This window comes from Falsiroseomonas stagni DSM 19981 (assembly GCF_900114315.1).
In the GTDB taxonomy this organism is placed as follows: domain Bacteria; phylum Pseudomonadota; class Alphaproteobacteria; order Acetobacterales; family Acetobacteraceae; genus Falsiroseomonas; species Falsiroseomonas stagni.
The window spans coordinates 1-12712 of sequence record NZ_FOSQ01000020.1; the positions used below are offsets into that span (position 1 = coordinate 1).

General features: G+C 69.8%; 11 protein-coding genes and 1 pseudogene. 6 read left to right on the plus strand and 6 right to left on the minus strand.

The genetic code is table 11. The features are described 5' to 3' along the window. Positions 1-1912, plus strand: a 1912-nt coding sequence (locus tag BM041_RS27565) for a calcium-binding protein (protein ID WP_175534207.1), incomplete at its 5' end; no start/stop codon positions are given. Positions 1913-2013: 101 nt separating this feature from the next. Beyond that, positions 2014-3078: pseudogene (locus BM041_RS27570) on the plus strand (IS481 family transposase). Here the strand turns inward: BM041_RS27570 and BM041_RS27575 are convergent. Both BM041_RS27575 and BM041_RS27580 read right to left on the minus strand, forming a co-directional pair. Next, positions 2979-3347 carry a cupin domain-containing protein gene (locus tag BM041_RS27575; RefSeq protein WP_092963143.1) on the minus strand — a complete coding sequence of 123 codons (369 nt, stop codon included), beginning with the start codon at positions 3345-3347 and terminating at the stop codon, positions 2979-2981. The pseudogene BM041_RS27570 and the gene BM041_RS27575 sit on opposite strands and share 100 nt — an antisense overlap. Beyond that, positions 3344-4300, minus strand: a complete 957-nt coding sequence (locus BM041_RS27580) for a tripartite tricarboxylate transporter substrate binding protein (RefSeq protein WP_175534208.1) — start codon at positions 4298-4300, stop codon at positions 3344-3346. The genes BM041_RS27575 and BM041_RS27580 overlap by 4 nt, the downstream gene beginning before the upstream one ends. 79 nt (positions 4301-4379) lie before the next feature. Between BM041_RS27580 and BM041_RS27585 the strand changes: the two genes are divergently transcribed. Further along, complete coding sequence (locus BM041_RS27585; RefSeq protein ID WP_092963145.1) at positions 4380-4988, plus strand: NIPSNAP family protein; 609 nt, start codon at positions 4380-4382, stop codon at positions 4986-4988. Between the two features lie 74 nt (positions 4989-5062). Here BM041_RS27585 and BM041_RS27590 read toward each other — a convergent pair whose 3' ends face one another. The 3 genes from BM041_RS27590 to BM041_RS27600 are packed head-to-tail and all read right to left on the minus strand — an operon-like array spanning position 5063 to position 7373. Then, on the minus strand, positions 5063-5734 hold the full coding sequence (locus BM041_RS27590) for a maleate cis-trans isomerase family protein (RefSeq protein ID WP_139226217.1): 672 nt from the start codon (positions 5732-5734) through the stop codon (positions 5063-5065). Beyond that, positions 5734-6294: a carboxymuconolactone decarboxylase family protein gene (locus BM041_RS27595; RefSeq protein WP_092963147.1), complete on the minus strand. Its 561-nt coding sequence runs from the start codon at positions 6292-6294 to the stop codon at positions 5734-5736. The genes BM041_RS27590 and BM041_RS27595 overlap by 1 nt, the downstream gene beginning before the upstream one ends. Continuing rightward, positions 6291-7373, minus strand: a complete 1083-nt coding sequence (locus BM041_RS27600; protein ID WP_092963148.1) for a WD40/YVTN/BNR-like repeat-containing protein — start codon at positions 7371-7373, stop codon at positions 6291-6293. Before BM041_RS27600 ends, BM041_RS27595 begins: the two co-directional genes overlap by 4 nt. 101 nt (positions 7374-7474) lie before the next feature. On the opposite strand from BM041_RS27600, the gene BM041_RS27605 reads away from it, so the two are divergent. Continuing rightward, positions 7475-8446 (plus strand): Bug family tripartite tricarboxylate transporter substrate binding protein, encoded by a 972-nt coding sequence (locus tag BM041_RS27605; RefSeq protein WP_092963149.1) that lies wholly within the window; start codon positions 7475-7477, stop codon positions 8444-8446. A gap of 52 nt (positions 8447-8498) precedes the next feature. Next, positions 8499-9245: a 2-amino-5-chloromuconate deaminase CnbZ gene (gene cnbZ, locus BM041_RS27610; RefSeq protein ID WP_245762292.1), complete on the plus strand. Its 747-nt coding sequence runs from the start codon at positions 8499-8501 to the stop codon at positions 9243-9245. 1 nt (position 9246) lies between these two features. Here the strand turns inward: cnbZ and BM041_RS27615 are convergent, their stop codons facing one another. Further along, a complete protein-coding gene (locus BM041_RS27615) occupies positions 9247-10218 on the minus strand; it encodes a tripartite tricarboxylate transporter substrate binding protein (RefSeq protein ID WP_175534209.1) in 972 nt (323 codons plus the stop codon). A 101-nt stretch (positions 10219-10319) separates the two neighbouring features. Between BM041_RS27615 and BM041_RS27620 the strand changes: the two genes are divergently transcribed. After that, positions 10320-12605: a xanthine dehydrogenase family protein molybdopterin-binding subunit gene (locus BM041_RS27620; protein ID WP_175534210.1), complete on the plus strand. Its 2286-nt coding sequence runs from the start codon at positions 10320-10322 to the stop codon at positions 12603-12605. Positions 12606-12712 lie beyond the last annotated feature (107 nt).

A 12712-nucleotide genomic window follows, 5' to 3' on the forward strand; every position in this document is an offset into this window, starting at 1 on the left:
CGGCCAGACCCTGACCGGCAGCGGCACGCTCAAGGTCAAGGTCAGCGACGCCGCCGGCAACGACGGCACCGTCTTCAGCCAAGCCTACGTGTTCGACAACAGCGCACCGCCTATCGTCGGCATCACGAGTGCCTCGCCAGCCGGTGCGCGCACCGCGACCTTCACGGTCACCTTCGCCGAGGCGGTGACCGGCGTCGACGCTGCCGACTTCACGCTGGCGATGACCCAGGGTGTGGCCGGCACCATCAGCGGCGTAAACGGCTCCGGCAGTACCTACAACGTTACGGTGGCCAGTATCGTGGGCATCGGAACCATGCGGCTGGACCTCAGCGGGTCCGGTACGGGCATCGCGGACCTCGCCGGCAATACCATGGCCGGTGACTATACGGCCGGTACGACCCGCAATGTGCTGGTCACCGGGCCTCGCCAGGTGGTCAGCGGCATCGACATCTCCTCCGACACCGGACGAAGCACCGCCGACTTCGTCACGTCTGCGCCGCGCCAGACGATCACCGCAACGATCAGTGGGAAACTCAATGCCGGTGAACGTCTCCTCGGCAGCCTCGATGCTGGCGCCAACTGGACGGACGTGACCGGCAAGGTCAGCGGCCAGAGCCTCAACTGGGTCGGCGCGGTGCTGCTTGAAGGTGATGCCCGGTCCATTCAACTCAAGGTCGTCGATACGTCTCGATATAGTGGCGCCCTAAACGTCTTCGATACGTTCCGATACAGTGGCGCCGTGAGTGGCGCCGTGGCGGAGCAGTCTTACACCCTCGTCCGCACCGGCCCTGGCGTCCTCGTGCAGGGCATCGACATCTCAGACGACACGGGCACGAGTGCGTCCGACTTCGTGACCGCCATCGCCAGCCAGACCATCACGGCAAGGCTCAGTGGTGCTCTGGGCGCCAATTGGTTACAGGGTTCCACGGATAGTGGCCGGACATGGCGCGATATCAGCGACAAGGTGGGCGGCACCGACGGAACCGAGCTATCCTGGGACGGCGCCTTGCTGCATCTCGGCCAGAATACTGTCCAATTCCGCGCCGTCGATGTCGCGGGCAATGCCGGCCTAGTATCGTACCAGCCCGTGCTGGTTGATACCGCGGTCTCGATCACAGCCCTTGACGCAGACAAGCTTGAGGGGACTGGGGTCGAGTGGACCGATTTCAGCTTCAGTGTGATGCTCGCCAGCCCCACGGACTGGGCAGCGACGGTCACCTGGCAGGTTACGGGCGCCAGGACCTATCAGGCGACCGCAAGTGACTTCTGGGACGGAACGACCGAAGGGAGGCCGAGCGGCAGCCTGACCTTTGCACCGGGCGAGGTTCAGAAGACATTGCTTATACGGGTCCGCGCCGACAGCATCTTCGCGCAGGATGTCACCTTCAGCGTGGCGATCGCTGCCGGTACAGCGGGGCTCAGCGTCCCCGTTGCAAGCGCCATCGGCGTGATTAGGAACGACGATGATCTGATCGGCGGAGCGTCTGACAATCGGCTGCTGGGCTCCAACTCCGCCGAAGCGATCCTGGGGCTGTCAGGCAACGACACGTTGATCGGGCAGGATGGCAACGATACGCTTGTCGGTGGCGCCGGGGGCGACCGCCTCAGCGGCGGCGCGGGCGCAGACTTCTTCCGTTATGACAGCGTCGACGAAAGCACGTCACGAGCACGGGACACGATCGTAGACTTTCAGCTGGGGGACCGGATCGACCTCTCGCGGATCGACGCCATTAGCCTTCTTGGCGGCGACCAGGCCTTCGTCTTCATCGGTAGCGCAGACTTCACCGCAGCCGGCCAAGTCAGGTTCGCGAACGGGATCGTCGAGGCCAATGTCGACGCCAACCTACACGCAACCTTCCGACTTGCCGTTATGGGCATCCATCCAGTCACCGCGGCTGACTTCATCCTGTAGGGGCTGAGCAGAAGGAGCGCGGCGCCGATTGCCGCACTTTGGACTAGATGTGCAGTCCCGGAGTGTGGTGGTGCGTTCCCCCGTGACCAGGAGGACGCCCTATGGCAGCAGGTCTTCACGGCTCAGCCCGAACGCCGCCGCGAGTTCGAGCCGAACTCCAAGCGGCGCAAGCGTCGACCCGCGCCCTCGCCGCCCAGTAGGGCTTGAACCCCAGAACAGTAGCCAAGTGGCGCGCCCGGCGGATCACCGCCGATGCACCGATGGGGCCACGCCAGCCCCGCAGCACCACCCTGACCGAGGCCGAGGAGGCGATCATCGTCGAGTTCCGGCGCCTTACCCTCCTGCTGCCGCTCGATGACGTCATGGGCTGCCTGCGGGATACGATCACGAAGCTCAGCCGCAGCGCGCTCCACCGCTGCCTGGAGCGTCACGGCATATCCCGTTTGCCCCAAAACGAAGAGGCGACCTCAAAGCGTAAGCGCTTCGCCGAAACCACCATCGGCTACGCCCATATCGACATCTGCGAGCTGCGCCTGGCCGAGGGTAAGCTCTTCATGTTCCTCGCCATCGACCGGGCGTCCAAGTTCACCCACGTCGCTTTCCTGCCGGCCGCAACCAAGCTGAACGGTGCCGCCTTTCTCCGCGAGGTCGTGGCCACCTTCCCCTATGCCATCCACACCGTGCTGACCGACAACGGCATGGCCTTCGCCGACCTGCCAAGATACCGCGATGGCCCCACCGCCCAGTGGATGGGCCACATCTTCGACCGTGTCTGCGGCGAGCACGGCATCAAGCACAAGCTCACCAAGCCCTATCATCCCTGGACCAACGGCCGGGCCGAACGGATGATCCGCACCGTCAAGGAGGCCACCATCAAGGCCTGCCACTATCCCGACCTTGAGGCCCTAAAGGCCCCCGTCCTGGCCTTCGTCCAAGCCTATGATTTCGGCAAGCATCTCAAGGCACTGCGATGGCGAACACCCTTCCAGGCCATCTGCGAGGCCTGGACCAACGATCCATTAAGCTTCAAAATCAACCCCCACCATCTCATCCCGGGACCACACACCTACGCGACCACCACCGGCGCCGTGATCACCAGGAACACCAGATTGCCCAGGCCCGTATTGTGCAGCGCATGGGGCACGGTCGGCGGGATGAAGACGTAGCTGTTCTTCCGCACGATAACCTTGCGATCGCCGATGGTCAGCAGGCCCTCGCCCTCGATGAAATGGTAGATCTGTTCCTTGGCATCATGGGCATGCAGCGCGACATGCGCGCGCGGCTCGTAGGAGGAGATGCGGTAGTCGATCACCCGCGACCCGCCCTCCCCCGCCGCCACCAGGATTTTTGACAGCGCCCCGCCATGGTGGCCGGGGCTTTCCTCCCACAGCACCTCGGCCAGTTCGCGCAGCACGGCATCCGTCGCGACACTCATTCCGCCACCTCGAAGCGCACATGCCGGGCGAGGTCCGCCCAGCGGTTCAACTCGCCCTCCAGATAGGCGCGCATCTGGTCCGGCGTGCCGCCCTGCGCCTCCACCCCGATGCCGCGGAAGCGTTCCGCGATGCCGGGATCGCGCAGCGCGCGGGCGACGGCCTGCTGGATCTGGCTGGTGATCGCGGGCGGCATCCCCGCCGGACCCATCAGGCCAAGCCATTCATACAGCGCGAAGCCGGGGATCGCGGCTTCCGCGATGGTCGGTACCTGCGGCAGCGCGCCGCTGCGCGTCGCACCCGTGACGCCAAGCGCCCGCAACTGCCCCGCGGTGATGAAGGGATGCGCAGTCGGCAACACGGCGAAGACGTAGGAAAGCCGCCCCGCGACGAGGTCCGTCATCACCTGCCCGCCCCCGCGATAGGGGACGTGCACGGCCTGGATTCCCGCGGCGTGGTTGAACATCTCCGACGACAGGTGATTGCCGCTGCCATTGCCGGCGGAGCCGTAGTTCATCTGCCCCTGCTGGGCGCGGGCCAGGCTGATGAAGTCGGACACGCTGCGCGCCGGCGATGACGGGTGCACCACCAGCACCGTCGGCACCAGCCCCACCAGGCTGACCGGCGTGAAATCCGTGCGCGCGTCATAGGGGATGGTGCGGAACAGCACCGGGTTGGCCGCCAGCGCCGTGGTGCCCAGCACCAGCGTGTGGCCATCCGGCGCGCTGCGGGCGGCGAAGCCGAAGCCGATCATCGCGGCGCCGCCCGGCCGGTTGTCCACCACCACCTGCTGGCCGAGTTCGTCCCCCAGCTTCGGCGCCAGGATGCGCGCCGCGATATCGGTGATGCCGCCGGGGCCATAGGGCACGACCAGCCGGATCGGCCGATCCGGAAAGGCTGCCGCCGGCAGGGACAACCCCATCGCCAGCAACGCGCCAAGAACGAGACGCCGCATCCTTCGCTTCCTCCGTCCGGATATTGCCGGTTGGCGATGATTGGTCCCACGATGCGGGAGAAAATCAAGGGGGAAGCCGATGATCGACGAGCTGCGCATCTACACGCTGCGGCCGGGCGCCATGCCGCGCTACCTGGACCTCGCGGCCCGAATCGCCGTCCCCATCCGCGGCGACCGCCACGGCAGGCTGCTCGGCTTCTGGTCCAACGAGGTCGGCGCCGCCAACAGCGTGGTGAATCTCTGGCGCCACGACAGCCTGGAAAGCCGCCAGGCCGTGCGGCGCACGCTGGAGGCGCTGCCGGCCTGGCGGGAACAATACCTGGCCGGCGTGCGCCCGCTGATGCTGCGCCAGGTCGTGCGCTTCATGGAGGCGGTGCTGCCGCTGGCCGCGCCCGCGACCCCCGGCCCCCACCTGTACGAGCAACGCCTGTTCCGCGCCCGCGCCGGAGAAGCAGGACGGCTGGCGGAGGCGCTGGCACGGGACGAGGAGCCAGGCCAGATCGCGGTCTGGACCAGCTTCGCGGGGCCGATCAACGAAGCCGTGCAACTGCTGGCGCACCCCGACCCCGCCGCGCGATTCGCGCGCAGCCTCTGCGGGGAGGACGGCGCGATGGTCCGCCACGCCGCCATGATCGAGGAGGTGGAGACGAGCCTGATGCTGGCGGCGGTGCATTCGCCGCTGCGGTAGCGATGGGGAAGGCGCCGCCTTCCCCAAACCCCATCCGCCAGGGGCGAACCGCCCCTGGACCGTCCGCAGATGGGTCAGCCCATCACGCGCTGCGCATCCCAGGCGGTGGCCTGGATGGAGGACAGCGCCGGCTTGGCGAAGCGCGCCGCCAGGCCGCCCAGCACGGCATGGGTCGGCAACTGGGAACAGCCGATGAAAAGGGCGTCGCAATCCTCCCCCATCGTCGCCTCCGCCAGCCCGCGCACCTCCTCCGCCGTGATGCGGCCGAGCGCGTTCACATCCGGTGCGCGGAACGTCGCCAGCCGCTCCACCGCGATCCCGCCATCGGCGAGGAAATCCGTGAGCTGCTCGTTCACCGCATCCTGGTAGGGCGTCACGACGGCGATGCGCCTGGCCCCCGCGGCCTGCAACGCCACCACCATGGCGCGTGCCGTCGTCACCACCGGCAGGCCGGTGACGCGGGAGAGTTCCGCCTGCAATTCGGCATCGCCCTTCGGCCCGCTGATGAAGCCCGCGGCCGTGCAGCCATAGGCAAGGATATCATGCGTGGCACTGCAGAAATGCTGCGCGGCCAGCGCCACCGCGGCATCGCGATAGGCGGGCATCGTCCCCCGCGTCAGCAGCCCGGCGCCGCGCGGGATGCCCACGCGCGTGACGGAGGAGCCCGGCGGCAGCCAGGCCGCGAGCTCCCCTTCCATCGTCGTGTTGTTGATCGGCACCATCAGGCCGACACGAAGGGCACGCATCACAGCGCACCCAGCGGATCGGGCGTGTTGTCCGGCAGCGGCGGCCGCGCCGTGTTCAGCACCATCGCCAGCATCGTGTAGTAGCCACACAGCGCCAGCAGATCGAGCACGCCGGCCCGGCCGAAGCGCGCCACCGCCTGGTCGTAGAGCGCATCCGGCGGCGTGCCGTCCCTGTGCACGGCCACGGCGAAATCATGCACCAGCGCCTGGTCGTCATTCATGTCGGACGGCCGCTGGCCCGCCGCGATGGCGGCGATGATCGGCTCCGGCAGGCCCTCCGCGCGGGCGATGCGGGCATGGGCGAACCATTCGTACTGGCAGGTCCACTTCCGCGCCGTCACCAGGATCAGCAGTTCCACGAGTGACTGCGTGATGCCCGTGCCGAAGCGCAGATGCTCCCCCAGCGCCTGCACGCGCATGGCAAGCTGGGGGTTGTGCAGCAGCGCCAGGAAGGGCCCGCGCACGCTGCCGCGCGGCCCGCCGGCGATGGCGGAGGCGACCTCCTTCTGCGCGTCGTTCATCTGATCCGCCGGGATGGCGGGGAACCGGACCTCGTTCATGCCGCGTGCTTCCTCGCCATGGGGTGGTTGAGTTCCGCCGCGGTCTGCACCGGGCGGGTGATGGAATGGGGTTGCTGCCGGATGTCATCGGGCAGGCTGCGCCACAGCAGGGCGCGGAGTTCGCCGAAGACATGCGGCAGGCGGGTCCAGTTCTCCCCGCCATCCGTGCTGCGGAAGACTTCCCCCAGATTGGTGCAGCACAGCAGGAACATCGGGTCCGCGGGATCGGCGGCGATGCACCAGACCGTGCTGTTCACGCCGCCCGGCAGCCCCGCATCCTCCCAGGTCCGGCCATGGTCGCGCGAGCGCAGGAGAAACCCGTCATTCCCCGGCGGGCCATTGCCGCTGCCCAGGAACACCACGCCCGACCCATCCGCGCGCGGCGTCACGCCGCGGGTATAGGGCCAGGGCGTCGGCAAATCCTGGATCACCCAGTTCGCGCCATCATCCTCGCTGCGATGCAGCCCGCGATTGGTGGTGGCCAGCATCGCCTTGCCGCCCCCGGGCAATGGCACCACGGCCAGCCCATGCACATCGCCGGAAACAAGCCCGTTGCCCCGCTCAGACCAGGTCAGCCCCCGGTCGCGGCTGACGAAAATGCTGCCGATCTCGACCGAGGCCCAGACCGTGCCATCATCCACCGGGTCGAACAGGATCTGCGTGACCCGCGTCGGCCCCATGTTCTGCGTCGAGAAATCCGCGATGCCGGGCGCGGGCATCCGCGCCCAGCTCTGCCCCGCATCGGTGGACCGCCAGAACCCCGCCGGCCTGGTGCCCGCGATCAGCACATCCGGGTCCTTCGGATCGATGGCGATGGCCCAGACATCCTCCATCGGCGCCCCGTCTTCAGGGATCGGCAGCCTGGTGAAGCGCGCCTTCGGCTCGTCCCAGCGATAGACGCCCATGTCGGTGGCGGCGAACATGCGCCCAGGCGTCGCGGGATGGGCGGCGAAGCCCCAGACGCGGGCTTCCAGATACATCCCGGAATGGCTGTTCGGATGGACCCAGCTCTGGCCGAGATCCTCGCTGAACCACGCCGAATGGCCGGCCGTGCCGGCATAGAGGTATTTGGCGGCCAAGCGTTCCTCCGCACGGGTCGTGCTTGACCCCTGGGGCGAATCAATCCCACCATACGAAAAACAATGTCAAGGCGGCGACGCCGCGCCCGGAGGAATACGTCATGAGGATCACCCGACGCGCCGTGCTCGGCGCGAGCGCGCTGCCGCTGCTGGCCGCCCCCCTGCGCGCGCAGGGCGGTTTCCCCCAGCGCCCCATCCGCATCGTGATCGGCTTCCCGCCGGGCGGCGGGATCGACATCCTGGCCCGGCTGATGGCGCCGCACATGACCGCGCGCCTCGGCCAGCCCGTGGTGGTGGAAAACCGCCCCGGCGCCAATGGCCTGGTGGCGACCCAGGCCGTGCTGGGGGCGGAGGCCGATGGCCATACGATCTTCTTCGGCACCACCGGCAACCTGGCGGTGAATGCGGGCCTCTACCCCAATGCCGGCTTCGACCTGCTGCGGGACATGGCGCCGCTGTCCCTGGTGGCCTCCCTGCCCTTCGTCATGGTGGTGAATCCCGGCGTCGCGGCGCAGACCGTCGGCGAGTTCATCGCGCTGGCCAAGGCGCGGCCCGGGACGCTCAACTACGCCTCCTCCGGCAATGGCGGGCTGCCGCATCTGTCGGGCGAATTGCTGAACGCCCAGGCGGGGATCAGCACCATCCACGTGCCCTATCGCGGCAGCGCGCCCGCCTTCACGGATGTGATCGCCGGGCAGTGCCAGTTCATGTTCGACGCGCTCGCCATCGCGCAGCCGCACATCGCCTCCGGCCGCGTCCGCGCGCTGGGCGTCACCGGGCCGGCGGCGATGGCATCCCTGCCGGGCGTGCCGCCGGTGGCGGCGACGGTGCCGGGGTATGAGGTGGTGAACTGGTACGGCATGACGCTCCGCGCCGGCACGCCCGCGCCGATCGTGACGCGGCTCCAGGCGGAGATCGCCGCCGCGCTCCGGGTGCCGGAGGTGGCGGAGCGCTCCGCCGTGCTCGGCCTCGACCTCATCGGCACGTCACCCGACGAATTCGCCACCTTCCAGCGCGCCGAGATCGCGAAATGGGGTGAGGTCGTGCGCCGCGGCAACATCAAGCCGGATTGAGGCCGCGCGCCGCGCTGCGTAGCCTGCCCGCGCAGCCCGGAAGGATCATGCCGTGACCGCCATCCCCGTCCCGCAGGCCGGCTTCCGCTTCATGCCCGGCGTCTTCCAGTATTCCGGCGGCGTCGCCGCGCTGCCGGGCTTCCGGCTGGAACGCGCCCGCTTCGCGGAGCCGGTGCCGATGGCGGAAGGCTGGCGCCGCATCGCGGCCCACCTGGCCGCGCTGGGCCGGCCGCTGAACGCCTTCTGCGCCTGCGAGCTCCGCTCCCCCGCCCCCTTCACGGAAGACGGATTCGTCACCTTCAACCGCGCCTATGCCGCGGTGCTGGGCGAATGGGGCGTGCTGGTGGACGGCCGCAACCCCGTGGCGCGCAGCAATGTCTGCCCCGAGATCGCGCCCCCCGCGGAGCCCGGCTTCCACGCCTTCAGCTACACCATCCCCGATGCCGGCGCCGCGCCCAGCTTCGTCGTCGCCGGCAGCGGGGAAGCCCCCGAAGGCCACGCCAACTACCGCGACCACATCATCGCCCTCGACGACACCTCCGCTGGCGGGATGCGCCGCAAGGCCGATTGGGTGCTGGGGGAAATGGAACGCCGCATGGGTGCGCTCGACGGCAGCTGGGCCATGACCACCGGCGTGCAGGCCTATACCGTGCACGACATCCACCCCTTCCTGGCGGCGGCGCTGGTGGCGCGCGGCGCGGCGCGCCACGGCGTCACATGGCAGTTCTGCCGGCCGCCGGTGGTGGGGCTGGACTACGAGATGGATTGCCGCGCGGTCGCCGTCGAACGGGTGCTGTAGCTCAGTCGAGGCGCGCACCGGTCTGGCGTACCGCCTCGCCCCAGACGCGCATCTCCTGGTCCAGGAAACGGGCGAAATCGGCGGGCATGCCGCCGATCGCCTCCGCCCCCAGCTCCGCCAGCCGCGCCCGCAGATCCGGCGCCTGCATCGCCAGGCCCATCTCCGCCCCCAGCCGCGCGACGATCGCGGGGTCCGTGCCCGCCGGGAACAACGCACCCTGCCACACCGTCACATCGAAGCCCGGCAGGCCGCTTTCGGCGATGGTCGGCACCTGCGGCAGCGCCGGCGCCCGCCGCGCGCCACTCACCGCCAGGCCCCGCAACTGCCCCGCCGCGATGCCGGGGGCGGAGGACAAGACATTGTCGAAGGCCACCGCGATGCGCCCACCCATGATGTCCGTCAGCACGGCCGGACTGCCGCGATAGGGCACATGCACCATGTCGATGCCCGCCTGCGTCTTGATCATCTCCATCGCCAGGTGCCCCGCCGTGCCATTGCCGGCAGAGCCATAGGACAACGCCCCCGGCCTCGCTTTCGCCGCCGCGATCAGGTCGCCGAGGCTCCGCAGCGGCAGCGCCGGATCGGCGATCAGCACATAGGGCGCGGAGGTGAGCAGGGAGACCGGCGCGAAGCCCCGGATCGGGTCGAAGGGCAGGCTGCGGAAAAGATGCGCGTTGTTCACATGGCTCGGCCCGGTGATCAGCAGGGTGTAGCCGTCCGGCGCCGCCTTGGCCGCCGCATCCGTGCCGATATTGCCTGCCCCACCCGGCCGGTTGTCGATGACGAATTGCCGCCCGAGCCGCTCCTGCAGCTTGGCCGAGACCGCCCGCGCCACCAGATCCGCGCCGCCGCCCGCGGCAAACGGCACGATCACGCGCACCGGTCGGCTCGGCCAGGCCTCCTGCGCCCCCGCCTGCCGGATCACGGCCGGTGCCGAGAGGCCCACCGCCAGCATCGCCCGCCTCGTCACCATCGCCCGCACCCCTTGTATCCCAGCGCAGCCTAGGCACCGCCGGCCCGCGGTTGCAATCGCCGCCCCGCGCGGCAATGGTCCCCGCATCCAGGGGAGCACGCATGGCCTTCGACGTCCTACCGGGTCTCGGTTCGCCGATGCGGCGGCTGGAGGATCCCCGCCTGCTGACCGGCGGCGGCCGCTACATGGCCGATGCGGCGGCGCCCCACGCGCTGCAGGCGGTGTTCCTGCGCTCCCCGCACGCCCATGCGCGGATCGTCGCCATCGATGCCGCGGAAGCCCGCGCCATGCCGGGTGTCGCCACCATCATCACGGCGGCGGATACCGCCACGCTCGGCCACAACCCCGCGGTGACGGAGATCAAGGACCCGGCTGGCCGCCGGCACATCGAACCGCCCCGCCTGCCCATCGCCCGCGACCGCGTCCGCCATGTCGGGGAGATCGTGGCCATGGTGGCGGCGGAAACGCTCGCCCAGGCGCGCGACGCGGCGGAAGCCATCATGGTGGAGTACGATCCCCTCCCGGCCGTGGTGCGCGGCGACGATGCCCTGCGTCCCGATGCGCCGCTTGTGCATGACGAAGCCCCCGGCAATTTGGTCTGCGACTGGCACAAGGGCGATGCACGCGCGGTGGACGCCGCCTTTGCCGCCGCCGCGCATGTGGCGCGCGTCGCCTTCCGATCCCCCCGAATCCTGGCCGGCTATATCGAGCCGCGCGGGGCCCTCGCGCAGTGGCAGGCGGGGTGCGTCACGCTCACCACGCCATCCCAGGGCGTGCACCTGCTGCATCGCATCCTCTGCGACCACATCCTGAAGATCCCGCGCGAAGCCTTGCGCGTGGTGACGGAGGATGTCGGCGGCGGCTTCGGCCCCAAGCTGCCGCCCTATCCCGAACAGGCGCTTTCCGTCTTCGCCGCGATGCGGCTGGAACGCGATGTCCGCTGGGTGCAGGACCGCACGGAGCATCACCTGGCCGATACCCATGCGCGGGACCTCGTCGCCGAAGCTGCGCTCGCGCTGGATGCCGATGGCCGCTTCACCGCGATCCGCGTGGAGGGGGTGGCGAATTTCGGTGCCTATGTCTCCACGGTGAACCCCACCATCCCGACCGGCGGCATGGCCAAGGTCATCACCGGCCTCTACGCCATCCCGGCCGCGCATCTCCACCTCCGCTGCGCCTTCACCCACACCGCCCCCGTCGATGCCGTGCGCGGCGCGGGGAAGCCGGAGGCGCTGGTGCTGCTGGAACGCCTGGTGGACCAGGCGGCGCGGGAGACGGGCCGCGACCCCGTCGCGCTGCGGCGCCTCAACCTGATCCCGCGCGCTGCCTTCCCCTACGCCACCGCGCTCGGCTACCGCTACGACAGCGGCGACTACGCCGCGCTGATGGACGCGGTGCTGACACGCACCGATGCGGCCGGCTACGCCGCCCGCCGCGACGCCTCCCGCGCGAAGGGCCTCCGCCGCGGCCGCGGCTTCGCCTGTCACCTGCACGGCTCCGGCGGCTGGGGCACGGAGACCTCCGGCGTCACCATCCTGCCCGATGGCACGGTGGAAGCCCGCACCGGCACGCAGAGCCAGGGCCAGGGCCATGCCACCGCCTATGCGCAGATCCTCGCCGCGCGGCTCGGCCTCGACCCCGCGCTGATCCGCATCGTGCAGGGCGACAGCGATCGCATCCCGCGCGGCGGCGGCACCGGCGGCTCCTCCTCGACCATCATCTCCGGCGCCACCATGACCCGCGCCGCCGACACGCTGATCGAGCAGGGGCGCGATGCGGCGGCGGAGGCGCTGGAAGCCGCGCCGATCGACATCGCCTTCGAAGCCGGCGCCTACATCATCGCCGGCACCGATCGCCGCATCACGCTGCCGGACCTCGCGCGCCGCCTCGGCGGCATGAAGGCCAGCGCGGATTTCGCCGACACGGTCGAGACCTGGCCCACCGGCATCGCCATCGCGGAGGTGGAGGTGGACCCCGAGACCGGCGCCGTGACGCTGGACCGCTTCGCCGCCGCCATCGATGCGGGGCTGGTGGTCAACCCGCTGCTGCTCGGCGGCCAGCTGCATGGCGGCTATGCCGCCGGCATCGGCCAGGCGCTGATGGAGGATGCGCGCTATGACGAGGACGGCCAGATGCAGGCCGCGACCCTGATGGACTACGCCATGCCGCGCGCCGGGGATTTTCCCGACCTGGACTGGATCTCCGTCCCCACCCCCAGCCCCAACAACATCCTCGGCATCAAGGGCGTCGGCGAATTGCCGACCAATGGCGCCCCCGCCGCCATCGCCAATGCGGTGATCGACGCGCTGGCGGCGGATGGCGTGACGCATATCGAGCTGCCCATGACCCCGGCCCGGGTCTGGGCAGCCCTGGCGGCGCGGCGCTAGCCAACGGCGCGAGGAGCGACCTGCGGCCGACGAAGTCGGCCGAGCGCCCGAACGGGCGCCGCCGCTTATGCGGCGAGCCAAGGCCCCGGAGGGGCCGCCCGGCGCTT